Source organism: Nonomuraea rhodomycinica, from assembly GCF_013363995.1.
Lineage (GTDB): Bacteria > Actinomycetota > Actinomycetes > Streptosporangiales > Streptosporangiaceae > Nonomuraea > Nonomuraea rhodomycinica.
This window is the reverse complement of record NZ_JABWGO010000013.1, coordinates 24,474-44,417: the sequence shown is the minus strand read 5'-3', so window position 1 is coordinate 44,417 and position 19,944 is coordinate 24,474. Positions and strand designations below refer to the sequence as shown.

The following is a 19,944-nucleotide window of genomic DNA, read 5'->3' as shown; positions in this document are numbered from 1 at the left end:
AGTAAGGTTTCCTCTGACTTGTGTGCCCGAGGCGGACGGGCTCAGTCCCCGCCGTGACCGGCGTAGCATTCCAGTTGGGAGGAGCCTTGACCGCACACGGCCTGATCGACACCACGGAGATGTATCTCCGGACGATTTACGAGCTCGAGGAGGAGGGCATCGTCCCGCTCCGGGCGCGCATCGCCGAGCGCCTCCAGCAGAGCGGCCCGACGGTGAGCCAGACCGTGGCCCGCATGGAGCGCGACGGACTGGTCCGCGTCGAGGGCGACCGGCACCTGTCGATGACGGAGCTGGGCCGCACGCTCGCCACGCGCGTGATGCGCAAGCACCGCCTGGCCGAGTGCCTGCTGACCGAGGTGATCGGCCTGCCGTGGGAGGAGGTGCACATCGAGGCGTGCCGCTGGGAGCACGTGATGTCGGAGTCCGTGGAGGCCCGGCTGGTGACGCTGCTGCACAACCCGACGACGTGCCCGCACGGCAACCCCATCCCCGGCCTGGCCGAGCTGGGGGCCAAGGAGCCGTCCGACGAGACGAGCCTGTCCATCCTGACCTCGATGTCGGCGCTCGCCGGTCCACGGGACGTACCGGTCGTCGTGCGGCGAATTAGCGAACAAGTGCAAAGCGATCCCGCCGTGATGCTTAAACTCAAGCAAGTTGGGATACAACCCGGACGCGAGGTCACGCTCGCGGCGAGCGACGACGGTGTACGGGTGACAGGTGACGGTGACGCGAACAACACTCCCGCGGAACTACCGCGCGACGTTGCGGCGCACGTTTTCGTCTCCAAGCGCTGACGCGCGCGCTGCTGCTTGGTTGAATCCCTCGAGGGAGGCCCTCCACTCCCCTCCGGTCAAGACTGTTGCAGGAGCGCCCGTGGTTCGCTTTGCGCACATGCCTCCCCGAGGAGTGGTCTCCGGATGAAGCGATGGGGGGATCTCTCCGAGGACGCGGCCGACCACCTCGCCGCGGAGTCCGTCCTGGACCACGCCGAGATGGCGGTCGTCGTGACCGACCGTTTCAGCAACCTCCTCTACTGGAACCCCTTCGCGGAGAAGCTGTTCGGCCGGCCCGGCAAGTCCGTGGCGAGCGACACCTCCGTGCTGTCCCTCGGCATCCTGGAGAAGGACCACCCGCTCGCGATCGAGCTGGCCAAGCACGTGCTCAAGGGCGGCGTCTGGGAGGGCACGTTCGACGTGCGGCGCGGCGACGGCACGATCGTCTACGTCCGCGCCCAGGCCGTGCCGCTGCGCCACTCCTCCGGCTCGGTCACCGGCATCGTCATCACGGCGCGCGAGGCGCTGCGCAGCAACGAGCGCGAGAAGGACCGCTTCGGCCTGCTGGAGCGCATCGGTGAGCGGCTCGCGGGCTCCCTGTACGTCGAGGAGACGCTCAAGCGGGTCGCCGAGATGCTCGTCCCGCAGTTCGCCGACCACTGCTTCATCGAGCTGATGGAGGGCGACCGCCTGGTGCGCCGGGTGTCGCAGCACGTGCAGGGCTGGACCCCGCCGCCCGGCACCTGGAAGCCGGTCGGCGCGGAGATCCGCTACCCGCCCGGCCACTACGCCGAGGTCGCGATGCGCCGCCAGGAGACGATCCTCGTCGAGGACTTCTCCTCCAGCAGCTTCCCCGCCCCGAGCGAGGACAGCGCCAAGCTGTGCGGCGAGGTCGGCATGACCTCCGCCATCGTGGCGCCGCTGTGCGTACGCGGCGAGACGCTGGGCCAGATGTACCTCGGCCTGTCCAACCTGACCGACCGGCGCAGCCCCCACTACGACGCCTTCGACCGCGACTTCGTCGGCGCCATCGCCACCCGCGTCGCGCTCGCCATCGACAACGCGCTGCTGTTCGAGGAGGAGCGGCACACCGCCGAGTCGTTCCAGAAGCACCTGCTGCCGCGGGCGCTGCCGAAGCTCGACGGCCTGCAGATCGCCGTGCGCTACTATCCGGCGGCGCCGCTCGCCTCCCACGGCCAGGGCATCCAGACCCAGGTCGGCGGCGACTGGTACGACGTGATCCCGCTGTCGGCCGGCCGGGTCGGCATCGTCATCGGCGACGTCGAGGGCCGGGGCGCCCGCGCCGCGGCGATCATGGGACAGCTCCGCGCCGCCCTGCGCGCCTTCGCCCAGGACGACAAGTCGCCCGCCGACATCCTCGCCCGGCTCGACGAGTGGACCCGCATCATCGCCACTCCCGAGAAGGACGACAACGGCGCCGACGTCAGCGTCCCGCCCATCGTGACCTGCCAGTACCTCGTCTACGACGCCTGGTCGCGCACGCTGTCGTTCGCCAACGCCGGTCACGCGCCGCCGCTGCTGCTGGTCGACGGCCAGTGCGTCGAGATGGACATCGAGGAGGTCGGCCAGCCGCTCGGCGTGCGCGCCAAGGGCCTGCACGCCGACCTGGTCTACAAGGAGCAGACCCGCGTGCTGCCGCCCGGCGCCGCGCTGCTGCTCTACACCGACGGCCTGGTGGACCGGCGTCCCAACCGCGACGGCCGGATGCCGAGCGACGAGGAGACGCTCGGCGTGCTGTGCGAGAAGCTCGGCAAGTACGCCGACGCCGAGGTGGAGCGGGTGGCCGACGCCGCCACGGTGGCCGTGCCCGGCGAGATCGACGACGACATGGCGATCCTCGTGGTCCGCTCCAGCCAGGCCGACCTGGACGTGGAGGAGCGCACGTTCCCCGCTCAGCCGATCATGGTCGGTGAGGCGCGGCGCATGGCCTCGGAGGCGTTCGACGCCTGGAACGTACCCGAGGAACGGGCCGAGCTGGCCTGCCTGCTCGTGTCGGAGGTCGTCACCAACGTGGTGCTGCACGCCGCGAGCGCCAGCGTGCCGCGCCGCGAGCTGACCGTGGACGGGCCGCTGCCGTTCGACGAGTCGTGGGACGTGCCGGGCTTCGAGGACGAGGTCGTGGGCGAGAAGGAGTTCACCCTGCGGCTGCGCCGGGGCGACGAGGCGGTCTGGGTCGAGGTGTTCGACCAGGACCTGCGGTTGCCGCGCATCCGCAGCGCGGGGGAGAACGACGAGGGCGGGCGCGGCCTGTACCTCGTCGACCAGCTCGCCCGGCGTTGGGGCTCGCGTCCCACCAGGGAAGGCAAAGCCGTCTGGTTCGAGATTCCCACCCGCAGCCGCTGAGTGGTTCACTCCTACGCATGGAGTTGGCCTTCGAGCGGCGCGGCGCCGGTCCGCCGCTGATCCTCGTCCACGGCATCGGCCACCACTGGCAGGGCTGGCTGCCGGTCATGGACCGGCTGGCCGCCTCGCGCACGGTGATCGCGCTCGACCTGCCCGGGTTCGGGGTCTCGCCGCCGCTGCCCGCCGGCACGCCGTACACCGCGGAGGCGCTGGCCGACGCGGTCGAGGCGTTCTGCGACCTGCTGGGCGTGCGGGAGCCGCACGTGGCGGGCAACTCGCTGGGCGGCTACATCGCGCTGGAGCTGGCCTCGCGCGGCGTGGTCCGCACCGCCACCGCGCTGTCGCCGGCCGGCTTCTGGTCGCCCTCGGAGCTCGTGTACGCCCGGACGGTGCTGCGCGCCCTGCGCGCGTCGGCCGGGGCGCTGCCGCCCGAGCAGGCGGCCCGGGCCGCCGCCACCCCGGCGGGCCGGGCCCTGACCGCCGGGCTGCTGGTCGCCCGTCCCTCCAGGCTGGCGCCGGAGGCGCTGGTGGCCGCGGCGCAGGCGATGGCGGCCGCGCCCGGCTTCGAGGAGACGCTGGAGTCGTTCGCCGGGATGATGCCGCCCGCGCCGCCCAAGGCGCCGATCACGATCGCCTGGGGCGAGCACGACCGTCTGCTGCCGCGCCGCCAGGCCGTGCGCGCCGCCCGGTGGTCGGGGCAGCGGGTCAAGCTGCTGCTCGGGTGCGGGCACCTGCCGATGAGCGACGACCCCGAGCTGGTGGCCAGGGTGCTGCTGGAAGGCAGCGGCGGTCAGGCGGCTTCGGGATAGCCGGTCGGGCGGCCGCGGGGGAGGGCCGTCAGGCGGCTTCGAGGTTGGCCGCCATGCGGCGCAGCACGTCGATGGTGGCCGCGTACTCCTCTCGGCTCACTCCCTCCGCGGCGCGCCGGCGGATGCGGCCGACCTGCTCCGCGAGCGCCGCGTGCGCGCGCCGTCCCTCCTCGGTGAGCTCGGCGCCCTCGGCCCATCCGCGGCCGGCCAGGCGTTCGTGCGCGTCGTCCACCCCGGCGAACGGGGCGAGCTGGGCGCGGGGATCGTCGCCGGCGGCGAGCACGTTGAGCACCTGCCACTCCCTGCGCGTCACCCCTCCCGCGTCCAGGGTCGCCGTGAGCGTGTTCTCGAACAGCTCGTCCAGGTGCTTGAGCCAGTAACCGATCATTCTCTCCATGAATGTAGAATAGCAACTATATGTACGATGACAACAATCTTGCGGCGGTCGAACGCGCCATGGTCGCCATCAGACGCAGGCAGAGCAGGCGCGTCCTGGCGCGGCAGCAGGGCGCGCCGGCCCCCGAGCACGAGGTGCTGGACGTGCTGGAGGCGGCGGGCGAGCCGGTGACCGTGTCGGTCGTCGCCGAGGCGCTGTCGGTCGACCAGCCGCGCGCGAGCCGCCTGGTGGCGGCGGCGGTGTCGGCCGGTCTGGTACGGCGCGAGGCCGACCAGGCCGACGGCCGCCGGGCGCTGCTGGTCATGACCGAGGCGGGGCGCGAGGCGGTCGAGCGGGCCCACCAGGGCCGGCGCGCGACCTTCGACCAGGCCATGGCCGGGTGGACCGGCGAGGAGCGCGCGCAGTTCGCGCGGCTGCTCACCCGCTTCGTCGAGTCGCTGCCGGGCGGCTAGAGCCGGTTGGAGCCGGCCTACGGCGGTCGAGGGACCCGGCTCGCTACGACACCCGCTCGTTGGCGAGGACCGCGATCAGCAGCGGTACGACAGCCCAGGCGCCGAGGACGGCGAAGGCGGCCGCGTCCGGCATGATGTCCGGCAGCTGCTCGATGAGCTGGAGCGCCGGATAGCCCGGCAGGATCCGGTTGACCACCTCGCCGCCCGGCAACATCAGCCCGGCGAAGGGAACCAGCACCATGAGCAGCATGAGCACGCAGACGGCCACGACGCCGTTGCGGAAGATCGCGCCGAGCGCGAGCCCGAGCAGCGTGGTCATCACGATCATGAGCGTGCCGCCGCCGACCACCGCCCATGCTCCGGCGGGGGGCAGCGTGGGGCCGAAGCGTGAGGCGACCGCGTGCCCGTACAGGTATCCGGGGATCGCGATGACCAGTGAGGCCGCGACGGCGATCGCCGCCAGCACGGCCGCCTTGGCGAGCAGCACCCGTGAGCGCGACGGCGTGGCGACGAAGGTCGTGTTGATCATGCCGGAGGCGTACTCACCGCTGATCGACATGGTGCCGAGCATGCCGAGCGGCAGCTGGGCCAGCACGACTCCGACGTAGTCGGCCACGACGATCCCCATCGCGGCCTGCTCGCCCGTCCGGCCCGGGGCCCAGCGCGAGATCACGGTGGAGGCGCCGAGCGCGGTGAGCGCGAGCGCCGTCAGCACCCCCACGCCCAGGGCCCACCAGGTCGAACGCAACGTGCGCAACTTGATCCACTCGGCCGCGACGGCGTTCACGACGCGCTCCCGATGACATCCATGAACGTGTCCTCCAGCGACCTGCCGGGGCGCACGAACCGCGTCATCTCCGTGTCGGCCAGCAGCCGGCCCCGCCCGATGACGATCAGGTGGTCGGCGGTGACGGCCATCTCGTGCATGAGATGGCTGGAGACCAGCACGGTCCGCCCCTCGGCCGCCAGCGACTTCAGCAGCCCGCGCATCCACCGGATGCCTTCGGGGTCGAGCCCGTTGAGCGGCTCGTCGAGCAGCAGCGCCTCGGGATCGCCGAGCAGGGTGGCGGCCAGTCCCAGCCGCTGCTTCATGCCGAGGGAGAAGGCGCCCACCCGCTGGCGCCCCGCTTCGCCGAGCCCGACCAGCTCCAGCAGCCCGCCGATGCGCGTGCTGGGGATCCCGTTGGTCCTGGCCAGCCACCGCAAGTGCTGCTCGGCACGGCGTCCGCCCTGCACGGCGCTCGCGTCGAGCAACGCGCCGACATGGGTGAGGGGTCTGGCCAAGGTCCGGTACGGCACGCCGTTCACGGTGGCCCGTCCGGAGGTCGGCCGGTCGAGTCCGAGGATGATCCGCATGGTCGTGGTCTTGCCCGCGCCGTTCGGCCCGAGGAATCCGGTGATCTTTCCTGGGGCGACGGTGAAGGACAGGTCGTCGACGGCGGCGCTCCGTCCGAAGCGTCTGGTCAACCCGATGACTTCGATCATGCCCAGCACGATGCGCCGCGGCGGCCGGCCCGCGCATCGGTCCTGAGACCGATACGCGCCGCCGACCCCGGTGGTTAGGGTCGAGGACGTGCCTGATCAGCCCCGACCTCCCCTGCTGAGCCGGATACCGGGCTGGGCCTGGGTGGCCCTCGACGCCGTGGTGGCCCTGCTGCTGGCGGTCGGCTTCCTGGGGCTCATCGCCTCGCGCAACCCCGCGCCGCCCGATGCGCTCGACCACGCGGTGGCCCTGGCCACCAGCCTGCCTCTCGCGGTCAGGCGCCTGTGGCCGCGGGCGGTGTTCGTGGTCGTGCTGGCCGGCGGGCTGGGGATGCGGGAGTTCCTCCTCCCGCCGGCGGACCCGTTCGGCCTGCCGCTCGTGCTCTACACGTTGGCCACCCGGAGCAAGGCGGTGCCCGCGCTGCTCGTGGCGGTGGCGGTCACGACGCAGGGGCTGGTGGAGTTCCCGCTGCGGGGCCAGGCCCTCGACCGGCTCGGGCTGGTGCTGGCGATCGTCGTGGCGGCCTGGACCACCGGCACCGCGGTACGGCAGCGCAGGCTCTACACCGAGCAACTGGCCGCCAAGGCCGAGGAGCGGGCCCGTGCCGAGGCGGCGAAGGAACGTCTGCGCATCGCCCGCGAGCTGCACGACGTCATCGGTCACAGCCTCAGCACGATCGCCGTGCAGGCCGGCGTCGAACGGCACGTCGGCGACGCCGCGGAGATGAGCCGCGCGCTGGGCTCGATCGAGCAGACCAGCAGGTCGGCGTTGCGCGAGACCAGGCGCCTGCTCGGGGTGCTGCGCGAGGACGGCCCGGCGGACCTGGCCCCCGCTCCCGGGCTCGGCGACCTCGACGAGCTCCTGGCCAGGACCAGGGCCGCGGGCCTGGAGGTGGAGTTGCGGCTCGACGGCGAGGTCCGGGGGGAGATGGAGCTCACGGTCTACCGGATCGTGCAGGAAGCGCTGACCAACGTGCTCAAGCACGCCGGGGCCCGGCGGGCCACGGTCCTGATCGAACGGCGGGAGGAGGAACTGGTCGTGGAGATCACCGACGACGGCGGGAACGCGCGGGAGCGGCCCTACGGCCACGGGCTGAAGGGGCTGCGCGAGCGCGTGCGTGTCTTCGGCGGCGAGTTCGAGGCGGGCGTCCGCCCGGTGCGTGGTTTCCGGGTGATGGCGAGGCTGCCGCTGTGATCAAGGTGCTGGTGGCCGACGACCAGCCGCTCATCAGGGCGAGCTTCCGCCGGCTGATCGACAGCGTGCCGGGGTTCCAGGTGTACGGCGAGGCCGCGACGGGCGCGCAGGCGGTCGCCGTCGCCGCGAGCGAACCGCCCGACCTGGTGCTGATGGACGTGCGGATGCCCGAGCTGGATGGCATCGAGGCCACGCGCCGCATCTGCGCCGCGGATCCGCGGGCGCGCGTGCTCATCGTGACCACCTTCGACCTGGACGAGTACGTCTACGGAGCGCTCCGGGCCGGCGCCACGGGCTTCCTGCTCAAGGACACCCCGCCGGCCGAGCTGATCCGAAGCGTGCGGGCCGTCGCGTCCGGGGACTCCCTGCTCGGACCCGGCGCCACGCGGCGGCTGATCGAGCGTTACGTGAGCCGGCCGGCCCGTCGCCTGGACATCACCGAACGCGAGCGGGAGGTGCTGGTCCTGGTGGCGCGCGGCCTGTCCAACGCGGAGATCGCGCAGACCCTGTACGTCACGCTGAGCACGGTCAAGACGCACGTCAGCAGCCTGCTGCTGAAGCTCGGCGCCCGGACCCGGGTCCATCTGGTCATCGCCGCCTACGAGGCGGGTCTCGTCCAGGGCTAGCGGAAGGTCTGGCCCCAGAGCAGCAGCATGACGATCACGAAGACGATCATGATTCCGGCGTAGCCGACGGCGCCCAGGCGCAGCGCGCGCCGCACACGGTTCAGGCCCCAGGCGAACAGCAACGCGAGGAACACCAGGAGGATCAGGCCGCCGTCCATGCTGCCCAGTATGCGCCGCCGGAAAGCCCGGCGCGCGCGGCCATGCCGGGTCCGCGCGAAAAGCCGCAGGGGCCGTTGGCCCGTCAGAAGCCGAACGAGCGGCCGATGATCTCCTTCATGATCTCGGTGGTGCCGCCGTAGATCGTCTGCACGCGACTGTCCACCCACGCCTTGGCCACGGGGTACTCCATCATGTAGCCGTAGCCGCCGTGGAGCTGGAGGCAGCGGTCGATGACCTTGGTCTGCAGCTCGGTGGTCCACCACTTGGCCTTGGCCGCGTCCACCGCGCTCAGCCGCCCCGCGTTGAGCGCGAGGACGCACTTGTCGACGTAGTGCCGGGCGATCTCCGTCTCGGTGGCCAGCTCCGCCAGGACGAACCTGGTGTTCTGGAACGAGCCGATGCTGCGGCCGAACGCCTGCCGGCCGCGGCAGTACTCCACGGTCTGCTCCAGCACGGTCTCGGCCGCCGCCACCGCGCCCACCGCGATCGACATGCGCTCCTGCGGCAGGTTGCGCATGAGCTGGAAGAACCCCTGTCCCTCGGCGGGGCCGAGCCGGTTGGCCACGGGCACGCGCACGTTCTCGAAGAACAGCTCGGCGGTGTCCTGCGCCTTCATGCCGATCTTGTCGAGGTTCCGGCCCCGGCCGAACCCCTCCATCCCGCGCTCCACGACCAGCAGCGTGATGCCCCGCGCCCCGGCGTCCGGGTCGGTCTTGGCCACGACCACGACCAGGTCGGCGTTGACGCCGTTCGTGATGAACGTCTTCTGCCCGTTGAGCACGTAGTGGTCGCCCTCGCGGACGGCGGTGGCGCGCACGCCCTGCAGGTCGCTGCCCGCGCCGGGCTCGGTCATCGCGATCGCCGTGATCAGCTCGCCGCTCGCGAACCCCGGCAGCCACCGCTGCCGCTGCGCGTCGTCGGTCAGCTCCACCATGTACGGGGCCATGACGTCGTTGTGCAGGGAGAACCCGAGACCGGTGGCGCCGTGGCGCATGATCTCCTCGACGATCACGGTGTTGTAGCGGAAGTCGGTGACGCCGGCGCCGCCGTACTCCTCGGGGACCGAGAAGCCGAACATCCCGATCTCGCCGGCCTTCTTCCAGACCTCGCGCGGGACGATGCCGTCCTGCTCCCAGCGGGCGTGGTGCGGGACCACCTCCCGGGCCATGAACTCGCGCACGGTCTCGCGGAAGAGCAGGTGCTCCTCCTCGAAGAGGTCTCGCTCCATCGGTCTCCTCCAGGGCGGGCGGTACGGACGCCAGAATACGATTCTGTTACCCCGAGGTATACCCCGGCTGAGCGCCTGCTTTGTGGAGTGGACACGGCTTCATCACAAGTGCCGAACATCGGCTGATTGAAAGTGGAATCGCCTTAAGATCTACCTTCGGTCGATGTGTGTCGGGAGTGTCCGTGAATCGGTGGCGCAAGGCGTTGATCGGCGCAACGGTCGGCATGGCCGCGTCCGCCGCCTTCGTGGCGGCATCCCACCCTGGGCAGGCCGAGGCGTCGCTGGTCGTCACCTATCAATGCCGTGACGGCATCGCGGGAGCCGGAGTCAAGGTCGAGGCGAGGGTCACACCCCGGATCGCGGCCGGCGGCATGCTGGACGTCGGCTGGTCGCTGAGCTACCTGGAGGAGAACAGAAGGTTCGGATCTCCGGGCTTCTTCGCCAAGGGCTCCACGCTCGACCTCGAAGGCGTGGTGGACATCAGCGGAGCCTGGAAAGGTCAGCTACAGCCCACCGGATCCAAGGAGCAGCCCGAGTTGGTGCCCGGCTCCTTCTTGGAGCTCCCCGAAGGGCTGTCCGATGCGGGCTCGATCCAGCGTCCCGGAAAGATCCGAGTGAAGCCGGGCGCTCTGACCGTGAGGTTCAAGCCCGCCAAGGGCGAGGTCATGGTCAACGACTCCAACAAGGCCATCAAGTATGACGGCCCCTGGTGGTCACACCACACTGAGCAGGAGTTCGGCGACCACCTCTATGACGTGAGTGAGACCGGACAGCAGGGCGCCTCCGCCGAACTCACCTTCACCGGTACCCAGGTCGCCTACATCGGCAGACGCGAGCGGGACCTCGGGCCGGTGCAGGTGTTCTTTGACGGGAAGGCCGTGACCGACCCGCTGGTCGAGCCGGGCAAGGACACCAACGGCACGCCGATGACCGGGACCAAGTCCAAAGAGGTGCTCTGGACCTCGCCGGTGCAGACGTATGGCGAGCACACCATCAAAATCGTCAATATGGAGGCCAAGAAGGCGTACCTTGACGCCTTCCGGGTGACCACGGGTGACAGTGAGGTGCCGCCGCCCTACAAGGAGGCGCACTGCGAGATCGTGGGAGACCCCGGCGCCATCGACGTCGTCGTGCCAGGCGCCACCCCGACCAGCACGCCGACGACTCCCACTCCTACCGTGACGACCCCCACGCCGACCGGCACCGGGGGCACCCCGACGTCAACGGCCACCACGCCGAACCCGAACAACTCCTCGCCCTACTCCCACACCCCCGGCTCGTCCCACGTCAGCGTGGTCACCGGAGGTGTGCGGACCGCGACGGCCACGGCGACGGTGACGCCGACCCGGTCGCCCAAGGCGACCACCACCAGGTACGTGAAGGCCCAGGTGGCCAAGACCCCCAAGGGCGGGGTGGACACGGGTGAGGCGCCGGAGCCCACGAGTTCCTCGTACGGGCTGATCGCCGGCGGTTCGCTGCTGCTGATGGGGAGCGCCACGGGCGGGCTGCTGCTGCGCAGACGGCAGGCCGCGCACGCCGGAGGAGGCCGCTGATGAGCGAGCACACGACTGGGCAGCCGAACGAGCCGACGCCCGAGCAGCCGAACGCACTGACAGCCGGGCAGCCGAACGCGTTGCCGCCCGGACAGGCGCACGCGCCGGCGGCCGGGCAGGCGCACGAGCGCGCGCGGGCGCGTAAGGCGGCGCTCGACAAGGCGATGCCGGGGCTGCTGGTCGCCGGCTCCCTGGGCGGCGTGGGCGCCATCATGGCCGGACTGCTGTCCCTGGCCCCCGCCGTGGACGACGGCTCCGCCCCCGTGCCGGGCGTGGTCGCGCAGGGCGAGCCGAGCACGGTGCAGATCCAGAACATGGGCGCGTTCGTCCTGTCGCCGACGGTCGGCCCGGGCGGCAAGGACGTGCCCCTGACCCCCGCCCGTCTCGACGCGCCGCCGCCCCCGGCCGCGGCCCCGGTCGTGGCGGCGATCCCGCCCGCGAAGACCACGACGAAGAAGAAGCCCGCGCCGACCCGCATCAAGATCCCCAAGATCAAGGTCAACGCGCTGATCGGCTCGGTCACGGTGGACTCCAAGGGGAACCTGACCACGCCGCCGCTGTCCAAGCCCAACCAGGCGGGCTGGTACCGCTTCTCGCCCGTGCCCGGCGAGCTGGGGCCCTCGGTGATCAACGGCCACGTGAGCACCCGCAAGGGCGCCGCCGTCTTCTACCGCCTGCGGGAGCTGGCCAAGGGCGACGCGATCTACGTGTACCGGTCGGACAAGAAGGTGACCAAGTTCACGGTCAGCGGGATCGAGCAGGTCGGCAAGACCTCGTTCCCCACCAGCCGGGTGTACGGCAACACCGCGAACGCGCAGCTCAGGCTGATCACCTGCGGGGGCGTCTTCAACAAGACCGCCCACTCCTACACGGACAACGTCATCGTTTACGCGACCTTGTCCAAGAAGAAGGGGTAGCGCCGCATTTGCGCGGGTTTCCCGGTTTACAGGAGATTTACAGGCACAATTCGTAAGATCTCAACCTAACCGTGACCAATGGCTGCCAGTCTGGTACGCCTGTTGAACCTGTGCCGAAACGGAGAAGGACAGTGCTGACGTCCAAGGCGCGGCGCCGCCGCCTCGCCCTCAAGACATCCGCCTTAGCCGCAGCAGGTGCAGGTATCTTCGGTGTCGTCCCGGCTGTGGCGGCACTGGCGACCCCTGTGGAGCGCCCCTACGTCTGCACGCCGGCCACCGGGGCCGGGGTCCCATCGCCCGCGCCCACCATGACGGTTCCCTTCAGCATGGAGCTGGTGACGCCGGCGGCGGCCACGCCACATGCGACGGTGACGGTCAACTGGCAGATCGTGCAGCCCACCACCGGAGCACTCACCGCGCCGGCCACGATCAGCGCCCAGGCCACCCTCGCCGCCGAGGCCACGGTGACGCCGAGCGGCACGCCGATCACCTCCTTGCCCGTCGTGGCCTCTGGCGCGGTCACGCCCTACAGCGTGATCACCCCGGGCGCGACGCCGCAGCTTCCCAACATGAAGATCGTGGTGACACCGACGGCGACGGGCACGGTCGCCATCAAGGGCGACGGGTTCGCGCTGAAGGTCAACAACACCACGTGGTACAACTGCGCGCCTCAGAGCGCGGGCGGCGGCCCCACTCTGGCCTTCGTCGTCGGCACCGGCACCCCGACCAGCACCTCGACCTCGACGTCGACCTCCACCTCGACCCCCAGCAGCACCCCGACCACCCCCACGCCGACCCCCACCAAGACGACCCCGACCCCCAAGAAGACCAAGACCAGCTACGTCACCGTGGTGGAGACCCCCACGAAGCGCTCGTCCAAGACCCCCAAGGCCGGTGCCAACACCGGTGCCGGTGGTGAGATGGGGCCCGACGGGCGGATGTTCGTGCTGGTCGGTTCCGCGCTGATCCTGGCGGCCGGCGTCGGGGGGCTGGCGATGCGTCGCCGCGGCGTCAACAGGGGCTGACGGCGCCATGGCCCAGCACTACCCCTACGGTGGCGAGCCGCCCGACGACCCCGGCGGGCGGGTGCTGCGCACCGTCCTCATCCTGGCCGCCATCGCGGGTGTGGTCACGGTCGTGGCCGGCATGCTGATCGTCTTCAACTCCCCGGAGGAGTACGGGCTGGCCTCCTCCCGGCGCGACCAGCTGCCCCTCAGCGCCCAGCCCGACGGCAAGGCCACCGGCCAGCCGGCGCAGGCGCTGTTCAAGGCCGCCCCGACCGTGCCGCCGCCCCTGCCGCTGCCGGACCCGGCTCCGCCGATGATGCCCTCCAGCCCGGTCCGCGTCGTGATCAAGAAGCTCGGCGTGAACGCCCCGGTCAAGTCGCTCGGTCTGGCCAAGGACGGCACGATCCAGGTCCCGCCGGCCGACAATCCCAACCTGGTGGGCTGGTACCGCGAGATGGCCACCCCTGGCGAGGCCGGCGCCGCCGTCATGCTGGGCCACAAGGACACCTACACGCGCGGCGCCGTCTTCAGCCGCCTGCACGAGCTCCGCAACGGCGACACCATCGAGGTCAAGCGGCAGGACGGCGTCACGGCGGTGTTCACGGTCGGCGGCATCGAGCAGGCCAGCAAGAAGACGTTCCCGACCGAGCGCGTCTACGGCAGCCGGGCCAACGCGCAGCTCCACCTCATCACGTGCGGTGGCACGTACAACCGCGCGATCGGTCACTACACCGATAACATCATCGTCTACGCGACGATGACGAGCTCCTATCGAAGCTGATCGCGGAGGCGCGCATGGGCTGGATGGCGAAGCGGAGACTGCGTACTGGCCCGACGGCGGCGTTGCCCGCCAAGCCGGCGCGTGGTGAGGTGCTGCGGCTGGTGCGGCTGGCCGATCCCGACGCCCGCGAGGACGGTGAGGACCTCGTCGCGACCGACGTCCGGGTCCACGCGCCGGTGGAGGCCGAGCCCGACCTGGTGGGCGGCGTGCTGGAGCAGGTGTGGGCGGTGCGGGTGTCGGCCGAGGGGCCGCTGCCGTTCGACTTCTTCGACCGTTACCTCGCGGAGGGCCTGGCGTTCCGGCTGGGCGGGCTCGCGGTGTGCCGGGGCGAGGTGAGCGATCCGGCCGACGAGGAGGGCGGCGGGCCCGCCGTGATCGTCCCCGTACGCCCGGCCGACGACGAGTTGCGTCCCCTGCTGGAGGCCGAGCTGGGCGAGGTCGAGCAGGAGGAGGAGTTCGTCCACCTGGGCGACGGCGTGCGGGTGCTCGTCGTGCCGCAGAAGGGCCGGCCGCCGGCCGTGGGCGAGCTGCTGCCGTTCGCCTCCGACCTGACGGCGATCGAGCTGCGCGGCGAGGACGCCGAGCGGCTGGGCGCGCTCGCCTTGCGGCTGGCCGAGGCGTTGAACGGCCTGGTGGTGGACCGGTGGCGGTTCCGGGTGGACGCCGTGACCGATCTGCTGCCTCCGGCCGGGAAGGCGTAGAGCATCGTTCTGTTGTAGTCTCTCCCTATAACCGAATAATGCTCGGTTTCAGGAGGCACTGTGGCAGAGGCGTACATCGTCGGGGCGGTCCGCACCCCGGTCGGCAAGAAGAAGGGCGGCCTTTCCACCGTCCACCCCACTGACCTGGCCGCGCACACGCTCAAGGCGCTGATCGACCGCACCGGCGTGGACCCGGCGGCGGTCGAGGACGTCATCATGGGGTGCGTGATGCAGTTCGGCCCCCAGAGCATGGACATCGCGCGCAACGCGTGGCTGTCGGCCGGGCTCCCCGAGACCACGGCCGGCGTCACGATCGACCGGCAGTGCGGCTCCTCGCAGCAGGCGGTCCACTTCGCCGCCCAGGGCGTGCTGTCCGGCACCCAGGACCTCGTCGTGGCGGCCGGTGTCGAGTCCATGAGCATCGTGCCGATGGGCGCCTCGATCACGGCGGCGCTGGAGAAGGGCATGCCGTTCCCGTTCGGCGACAGGTGGGTCGAGCGTTACGGCAAGCAGGAGATCTCGCAGTTCCGCGGCGCGGAGCTGATGTGCCAGAAGTGGGGCCTCTCTCGGGAGGAGCTGGAGCGGTTCGCGCTGGAGTCGCACCAGCGGGCGGCCAAGGCGGTCGCCAACGGCTACTTCCGCGACCAGATCGCGCCGGTCAACGGCGTCGAGGACGACGAGGGCCCGCGTCCCGACACGACGCTGGAGAAGATGGCCGAGCTGAAGACGCTCAAGGAGGACGGCCAGATCACCGCGGCCACCTCCTCGCAGATCTCCGACGGCTCCGGCGCGGTGCTCATCGCCTCCGAGCGGGCCGTCCGCGAGCACGGCCTCACCCCGCGCGCGCGGATCCACCAGCTCGCGCTCATGGGCGACGACCCCGTCTACATGCTGACCGCGCCGATCCCGGCCACCCGCAAGGCCCTGGACAGGGCCGGCATGTCGATCGACGACATCGACGTGGTGGAGATCAACGAGGCGTTCGCCCCGGTGCCGCTCGCCTGGATCAAGGAGCTGGGCGCCGACCCGGCCCGGGTCAACCCGAACGGCGGCGCCATCGCCCTCGGCCACCCGCTGGGCGCCACGGGCGCGATCCTCATGACCAAGCTGCTGCACGAGCTGGAGCGCACCGGCGGCCGGTACGGCCTGCAGACGATGTGCGAGGGCGGCGGCCAGGCCAACGTCACCATCATCGAACGCCTCTGACCCGAGAAGCGGTCCAGCGCGGCGCCCCGGCCCCACGTGGAGGCCGGGGCGCCGCGGTGGTGTGCGGGGGCCCATGGCGTACGGGCCGCGCGCCGCACTTCACCACCATCCCGGTAGTGGTCTAGCGCCCCTTGGGCGGGATGCGCCGCGGCGGCGCGATCGGCCGCTGCGGCAGTTTGGGCAGCTTCCGGGGCGCCGGCGAGGCCGGACTCCCCGGAAGGCTGGGGGCGTTCTTCTTTCGTTTACCGCTGGCACGTACTCGCATACGAGACTCCTTCGCGTGACTCGCGACGCGGCTGTGGAACGCCGGTCGACAAGCTCAGCTGCCGCGTCTGGACGGACTCGCCCGCGGGAGTGGACACCGCCGGGCGGATGGGCTGCCGAGTGGCCGGGCCGATCGAGGTCGGCCCCGCTCATCACAGGAAGAAACGCATGTCCTGGACGGTAGGGGACGCGGGGGAAGGGGCGCAACCGATTATTTCCGCGACGCCTTCGCCGAGGTGCTAGTCCAGCCGCGCCGGAGCGGTGTCGTGGACCTGCTGGAAGATGACCGACGTGCGGAAGCCGGCGATCTCGCGCCGCTTGCTCAGCCGGTCCAGCAGGAACGCGTGCAGGTGGTCGAGGTCCTGCACCGCGACGTGCAGCAGGAAGTCGTCGCCGCCCGCCAGCACGAAGACGCTGAGCACCTCCGGCAGCTCGGCGGCCGACTGCTTGAACGCGTCGATGACCTCCCGGCTGAGCGGGCGCACCTGCACCGACACCATCGCCTGGACCGACCGGTTGAGCGCCGCGGGGTCGATGTCGGCGTGGTAGCCGCGGATCACGCCGCGCCGGGTGAGCGCGCGGACGCGTTCCAGGCAGGTGGAGGGCGCCACGCCGAGCTTGCGGGCCAGCTCGCGGTTGGACTGGCGCGCATCTGTTTGGAGAAGGCGCACGATCGCCGAATCTAGTTCGTCCATGACGGCAGTCTCGCACCGGTTCCGGCCGTCTGTTCGGTCGCTATGCCACCAGAGCGGGCGAATGACTAGTTTTTCGGGATATGACAGGACAGACCGGTGGGCGGCTCGGGGCCGCGCAGGGGACGGCGTTGCTCGTGGGCGCGGTGCTCGGACCAGGGATGCTGGTGCTGCCGCACCTCGCCGCCGCCGCGGCCGGGCCCGCCTCGGTGCTGGCCTGGGCCGCGCTGCTGCTGCTCAGCGTGCCGGTGGCGCTCACCTTCGCCGCGCTCGGCGCCCGCTACCCCGACGGCGGGGGAGTGGCCAGCTTCGTGGCGCTGGCGTTCGGCCGGCGCGCCTCGGCGGTCGTCGGCTGGTGGTTCTACGGCGTCATCCCCGTGGGCGCGCTGGCCGGGGCGCTGGTGGGCGGCGAGTACGTGGCCGCCGCCCTCGGCCTGGACTCCAGCGCCGGGGCGTGGGCGGTCGCCGCGGCGCTGCTCCTGCTGGCGTTCGCGGCCAACGCCGCGGGGCTGCGCACCTCCGGGCGGCTCCAGCTCGGCATGGTGCTCGCCCTGGTCGCGGTGCTGGCCGGCGCCGTGCTCACCGCCGCGCCGCACGCCCAGGCCGCCCACTTCACCCCCTTCGCCCCGTACGGCCTGCCGGGGGTGGTGGACGCCGCCGGGGTGCTGCTGTTCGCCTTCGTCGGCTGGGAGGCCGCGAGCCACCTGTCGGCCGAGTTCGCCGACGGCCGCGGGCTCACCCGGGCGACCGTGGCCACCCTGGCCCTCATCACGGTGCTCTACCTGGGCGTGGCCCTCACCACGATCGGCGTGCTCGGCCGGCGCGCCGCCGAGAGCCCGGTGCCGCTGGCCGCGCTGCTGGAGATCGGCGCCGGCTCCGCGGCCCGGCCGGTCGTCGGCGGCGTCGCGGTGCTGCTGACCTTCGGCGCGATCAACACCTACGTCGCCGGCGCCTCCCGGCTCGGGGCGGCGCTGGCCAGGGACGGCGCGCTGCCCGCCTGGTTCGCCCGGGGCGGCGGGCCCGGCGGCACGCCGTACCGGAGCCTCGGGCTGCTGGCCGGGGCGACCGCCGTGACGACCGGCCTGGCGCTGGTCTGGACCGTGGACCTCGACACGCTGATGCGGGCCACGTCGGCCTGCCTGGCGGCGGTGACCGCGGCCGGCGTGGCGGCGGCCGTGCGGGTGCTGCCCCGCGGGCCGCTGCGGGTCATGGCCGTGGTCGCGACCGTGCTCGCGCTCGCCGCGCTCGCCTGCTGCGGGGCGTACCTGCTGGTGCCGGCCGGGCTGGCGGTGGTGGCCCTGGTGGCGACGCGCGCCTCGGCCCGCCGCCCGGTGGCACGCGTGACGATCCCTTGAGGTGATCTCGCCGGAGCGCCGGGTACACAGGCATCCCCAGGGAGCGTAACGTCGGCGGGAGGATGCCATGAGCGAGTACGCGAAGGCGAGAGAGCTCGGCGAGCAGGCCCGCGAGAAGGAATGGACGCGCCCCAGCTTCGCCAAGCAACTGTTCCTCGGGGACTTCCGGCTGGACCTCGTGCGCCCCGCGCCCGTCCCGGCGGAGGAGGCGGCCAAGCGGGGCGAGGAGTTCGTGCGCGCGGTGCGCAGGTTCCTGGACGCGCACGTCGATCCGGCCGAGATCGAACGCACCGCCCAGGTGCCGGACGAGGTGGTCAAGGGCCTGGCCGGGCTCGGCGCGTTCGGCATCACGATCGGCGAGGAGTACGGCGGGCTCGGCCTGCCGTACCTCTACTACTGCCGCACCCTCATGCTGGTCGGCTCGTACTGCCCCGCGCTGGCCACCCTGCTGTCGGCGCACCAGTCGATCGGCGTGCCGCAGCCGCTCAAGCTGTTCGGCACCGAGGAGCAGAAGCGCGAGTTCCTGCCCCGGTGCGCGCGCGGCGAGATCTCCGCGTTCCTGCTGACCGAGCCGGACGTGGGCTCCGACCCCGCCCGCCTGTCCACCACCGCGGTGCGCGACGGCGACGAGTACGTCCTGGACGGCGTCAAGCTGTGGACCACCAACGGTGTGGTGGCCGACCTGCTCGTCGTCATGGCCCGCACCGGCGAGAAGGTCAGCGCGTTCGTCGTCGAGGCCGACACGCCGGGCATCACGGTGCAGCGCCGCAACGCGTTCATGGGCCTGCGCGGCATCGAGAACGGCGTCACCGAGTTCCGCCAGGTCAGGGTGCCGGCCCGCAACCTCATCGGCCGCGAGGGGCAGGGCCTGAAGATCGCCCTCACCACGCTCAACACCGGCCGCCTCTCCCTGCCGGCCACCTGCGCGGGCAACGCCAAGTGGGCCGTCAAGATCGCCCGCGAGTGGGGCAACGCCCGCGTCCAGTGGGGGCGCAGCGTCGGGCGGCACGAGGCCGTCGCCACCAAGATCTCCTTCATCGCGGCCACCGCGTACGCCCTGGAGGCCGTCTGCGACCTGACCAGCCGCATGGCCGACGACCAGCGCAACGACATCCGCATCGAGGCCGCCCTGGCCAAGCTGTACGCCTCCGAGATGGCCTACCAGGTGCTCGACGAACTGGTCCAGATCAGGGGCGGGCGCGGGTACGAGAGCGCCGAGTCGCTGGCCGCCCGCGGCGAGCGCGGCGTGCCCGCCGAGCAGATGCTGCGCGACTCCCGCATCAACCGCATCTTCGAGGGCTCCTCCGAGATCATGCGCCTGCTCATCACCCGCGAGGCGGTCGACGCCCACTTGTCGGCCGCCGGCGAGCTGATCGACCCGGACGCCTCGCCGCAGGCGCGGGCCCGGGCGCTCAGACGGGCCGGCGCCTTCTACGCCCGCTGGCTGCCGACGCTCGTGGCCGGCACGGGCAACCTGCCCACCTCGTACGCCGGCTTCGGCCCGCTCGCCCACCACCTGCGCTACGTGGAGCGGACCAGCCGCAAGCTCGCCCGGTCGCTGTTCTACGGCATGTCCCGCTGGCAGGGGCGGCTGGAGCACCGGCAGGCGTTCCTCGGCCGGATCGTGGACGTCGGGGCCGAGCTGTTCGCCATGACGGCGGCCTGCGTCAGGGCCGAGGAGGACGCCGCCGACCTGGGGCGCCGGCCGTACGAGCTGGCCGACACCTTCTGCCGGCAGGCCAGGCGGCGGGCCGACGCCCTGTTCGCCCGGCTCTGGGACAACAGCGACAGCGCCGACGTCCGCCTGGCCCGGTACGTCCTCGACGGCCGCTACGGGTTCCTGGAGGAGGGCGTCCTCGACCCGTCGATCGAGGGGCCGTGGGTCGGCGCGCCCGAGGGCGGGGAGAACATCCGCCGGAAGATCACCTGAGACACCGGTCTAGACCGCTGGTCAGCGCTTTCCGCCCCAGATGTTGCCGAACC

The 19,944-nt window shown here is 71.7% G+C and carries 20 protein-coding genes; 14 read left to right on the top strand and 6 right to left on the bottom strand.

What is annotated here, in order from left to right; translation table 11 throughout:
- The first annotated feature begins 86 nt into the window (after positions 1-86).
- The 3 genes from HT134_RS37305 to HT134_RS37295 all read left to right on the top strand — a co-directional run bounded on the left by HT134_RS37305 (position 87) and on the right by HT134_RS37295 (position 3,946).
- Complete coding sequence (locus HT134_RS37305) at positions 87-794, top strand: iron-dependent transcriptional repressor DtxR (protein WP_175605199.1); 708 nt, start codon at positions 87-89, stop codon at positions 792-794.
- A 123-nt stretch (positions 795-917) separates the two neighbouring features.
- Positions 918-3,137, top strand: coding sequence for an ATP-binding SpoIIE family protein phosphatase (locus tag HT134_RS37300; RefSeq protein WP_175605198.1), 2,220 nt, complete (start codon positions 918-920; stop codon positions 3,135-3,137).
- A gap of 17 nt (positions 3,138-3,154) precedes the next feature.
- A complete protein-coding gene (locus HT134_RS37295) occupies positions 3,155-3,946 on the top strand; it encodes an alpha/beta fold hydrolase (protein WP_175605197.1) in 792 nt (263 codons plus the stop codon).
- 28 nt (positions 3,947-3,974) lie between these two features.
- Here HT134_RS37295 and HT134_RS37290 read toward each other — a convergent pair whose 3' ends face one another.
- Positions 3,975-4,343 (bottom strand): winged helix DNA-binding protein, encoded by a 369-nt coding sequence (locus HT134_RS37290; RefSeq protein WP_175605196.1) that lies wholly within the window; start codon positions 4,341-4,343, stop codon positions 3,975-3,977.
- A gap of 20 nt (positions 4,344-4,363) precedes the next feature.
- Between HT134_RS37290 and HT134_RS37285 the strand changes: the two genes are divergently transcribed.
- Entirely contained in the window at positions 4,364-4,795 is a 432-nt protein-coding gene (locus HT134_RS37285; RefSeq protein WP_175605195.1) for a MarR family winged helix-turn-helix transcriptional regulator, read from the top strand.
- Between the two features lie 43 nt (positions 4,796-4,838).
- Here HT134_RS37285 and HT134_RS37280 read toward each other — a convergent pair whose 3' ends face one another.
- Together HT134_RS37280 and HT134_RS37275 are read right to left on the bottom strand one after the other, a co-directional pair.
- Positions 4,839-5,582, bottom strand: a complete 744-nt coding sequence (locus HT134_RS37280) for an ABC transporter permease (protein WP_175605194.1) — start codon at positions 5,580-5,582, stop codon at positions 4,839-4,841.
- Positions 5,579-6,280: an ABC transporter ATP-binding protein gene (locus HT134_RS37275; RefSeq protein WP_175605193.1), complete on the bottom strand. Its 702-nt coding sequence runs from the start codon at positions 6,278-6,280 to the stop codon at positions 5,579-5,581. The genes HT134_RS37280 and HT134_RS37275 overlap by 4 nt, the downstream gene beginning before the upstream one ends.
- Before the next feature lie 88 nt (positions 6,281-6,368).
- On the opposite strand from HT134_RS37275, the gene HT134_RS37270 reads away from it, so the two are divergent.
- On the top strand, positions 6,369-7,472 hold the full coding sequence (locus HT134_RS37270; protein ID WP_175605192.1) for a sensor histidine kinase: 1,104 nt from the start codon (positions 6,369-6,371) through the stop codon (positions 7,470-7,472).
- Positions 7,469-8,098, top strand: a complete 630-nt coding sequence (locus HT134_RS37265) for a response regulator transcription factor (protein WP_175605191.1) — start codon at positions 7,469-7,471, stop codon at positions 8,096-8,098. The genes HT134_RS37270 and HT134_RS37265 overlap by 4 nt, the downstream gene beginning before the upstream one ends.
- Here the strand turns inward: HT134_RS37265 and HT134_RS37260 are convergent.
- Together HT134_RS37260 and HT134_RS37255 are read right to left on the bottom strand one after the other, a co-directional pair.
- Positions 8,095-8,256 (bottom strand): hypothetical protein, encoded by a 162-nt coding sequence (locus HT134_RS37260; protein WP_175595499.1) that lies wholly within the window; start codon positions 8,254-8,256, stop codon positions 8,095-8,097. The genes HT134_RS37265 and HT134_RS37260 overlap by 4 nt on opposite strands.
- Before the next feature lie 83 nt (positions 8,257-8,339).
- Positions 8,340-9,485 (bottom strand): acyl-CoA dehydrogenase family protein, encoded by a 1,146-nt coding sequence (locus HT134_RS37255; RefSeq protein WP_175605190.1) that lies wholly within the window; start codon positions 9,483-9,485, stop codon positions 8,340-8,342.
- 182 nt (positions 9,486-9,667) lie between these two features.
- Between HT134_RS37255 and HT134_RS37250 the strand changes: the two genes are divergently transcribed.
- The 6 genes from HT134_RS37250 (at position 9,668) to HT134_RS37220 (ending at position 15,650) form a co-directional block, all read left to right on the top strand.
- Complete coding sequence (locus tag HT134_RS37250; protein WP_175605189.1) at positions 9,668-11,038, top strand: hypothetical protein; 1,371 nt, start codon at positions 9,668-9,670, stop codon at positions 11,036-11,038.
- On the top strand, positions 11,038-11,955 hold the full coding sequence (locus HT134_RS37245; RefSeq protein WP_175605188.1) for a class F sortase: 918 nt from the start codon (positions 11,038-11,040) through the stop codon (positions 11,953-11,955). The genes HT134_RS37250 and HT134_RS37245 overlap by 1 nt, the downstream gene beginning before the upstream one ends.
- A gap of 224 nt (positions 11,956-12,179) precedes the next feature.
- Positions 12,180-12,980 carry a hypothetical protein gene (locus HT134_RS44955; RefSeq protein WP_217708821.1) on the top strand — a complete coding sequence of 267 codons (801 nt, stop codon included), beginning with the start codon at positions 12,180-12,182 and terminating at the stop codon, positions 12,978-12,980.
- A 7-nt stretch (positions 12,981-12,987) separates the two neighbouring features.
- A complete protein-coding gene (locus tag HT134_RS37230; RefSeq protein ID WP_175605185.1) occupies positions 12,988-13,743 on the top strand; it encodes a class F sortase in 756 nt (251 codons plus the stop codon).
- A 23-nt stretch (positions 13,744-13,766) separates the two neighbouring features.
- Positions 13,767-14,444 (top strand): hypothetical protein, encoded by a 678-nt coding sequence (locus tag HT134_RS37225; protein WP_175605184.1) that lies wholly within the window; start codon positions 13,767-13,769, stop codon positions 14,442-14,444.
- Between the two features lie 60 nt (positions 14,445-14,504).
- Positions 14,505-15,650, top strand: coding sequence for an acetyl-CoA C-acetyltransferase (locus HT134_RS37220; protein WP_175605183.1), 1,146 nt, complete (start codon positions 14,505-14,507; stop codon positions 15,648-15,650).
- Between the two features lie 503 nt (positions 15,651-16,153).
- Here the strand turns inward: HT134_RS37220 and HT134_RS37215 are convergent.
- Positions 16,154-16,609 carry an Lrp/AsnC family transcriptional regulator gene (locus HT134_RS37215; protein ID WP_175595491.1) on the bottom strand — a complete coding sequence of 152 codons (456 nt, stop codon included), beginning with the start codon at positions 16,607-16,609 and terminating at the stop codon, positions 16,154-16,156.
- Between the two features lie 80 nt (positions 16,610-16,689).
- On the opposite strand from HT134_RS37215, the gene HT134_RS37210 reads away from it, so the two are divergent.
- Positions 16,690-17,961: an APC family permease gene (locus tag HT134_RS37210; protein ID WP_175605182.1), complete on the top strand. Its 1,272-nt coding sequence runs from the start codon at positions 16,690-16,692 to the stop codon at positions 17,959-17,961.
- 67 nt (positions 17,962-18,028) lie between these two features.
- Positions 18,029-19,891, top strand: coding sequence for an acyl-CoA dehydrogenase family protein (locus HT134_RS37205; protein WP_175605181.1), 1,863 nt, complete (start codon positions 18,029-18,031; stop codon positions 19,889-19,891).
- Positions 19,892-19,944: the final 53 nt, after the last annotated feature.

What these genes read in the sequence shown, in the direction of transcription:
- HT134_RS37300 (WP_175605198.1), top strand. Translation starts at nt 918, where the DNA reads ATGAAGCGATGGGGGGATCTCTCCGAGGACGCGGCCGACCACCTCGCC.
- HT134_RS37295 (WP_175605197.1), top strand. Translation starts at nt 3,155, where the DNA reads ATGGAGTTGGCCTTCGAGCGGCGCGGCGCCGGTCCGCCGCTGATCCTC.
- HT134_RS37290 (WP_175605196.1), bottom strand. Translation starts at nt 4,343, where the DNA reads ATGGAGAGAATGATCGGTTACTGGCTCAAGCACCTGGACGAGCTGTTC.
- HT134_RS37285 (WP_175605195.1), top strand. Translation starts at nt 4,364, where the DNA reads ATGTACGATGACAACAATCTTGCGGCGGTCGAACGCGCCATGGTCGCC.
- HT134_RS37275 (WP_175605193.1), bottom strand. Translation starts at nt 6,280, where the DNA reads ATGATCGAAGTCATCGGGTTGACCAGACGCTTCGGACGGAGCGCCGCC.
- HT134_RS37260 (WP_175595499.1), bottom strand. Translation starts at nt 8,256, where the DNA reads ATGGACGGCGGCCTGATCCTCCTGGTGTTCCTCGCGTTGCTGTTCGCC.
- HT134_RS37255 (WP_175605190.1), bottom strand. Translation starts at nt 9,485, where the DNA reads ATGGAGCGAGACCTCTTCGAGGAGGAGCACCTGCTCTTCCGCGAGACC.
- HT134_RS37245 (WP_175605188.1), top strand. Translation starts at nt 11,038, where the DNA reads ATGAGCGAGCACACGACTGGGCAGCCGAACGAGCCGACGCCCGAGCAG.
- HT134_RS37230 (WP_175605185.1), top strand. Translation starts at nt 12,988, where the DNA reads ATGGCCCAGCACTACCCCTACGGTGGCGAGCCGCCCGACGACCCCGGC.
- HT134_RS37225 (WP_175605184.1), top strand. Translation starts at nt 13,767, where the DNA reads ATGGCGAAGCGGAGACTGCGTACTGGCCCGACGGCGGCGTTGCCCGCC.
- HT134_RS37215 (WP_175595491.1), bottom strand. Translation starts at nt 16,609, where the DNA reads ATGGACGAACTAGATTCGGCGATCGTGCGCCTTCTCCAAACAGATGCG.
- HT134_RS37210 (WP_175605182.1), top strand. Translation starts at nt 16,690, where the DNA reads ATGACAGGACAGACCGGTGGGCGGCTCGGGGCCGCGCAGGGGACGGCG.
- HT134_RS37205 (WP_175605181.1), top strand. Translation starts at nt 18,029, where the DNA reads ATGAGCGAGTACGCGAAGGCGAGAGAGCTCGGCGAGCAGGCCCGCGAG.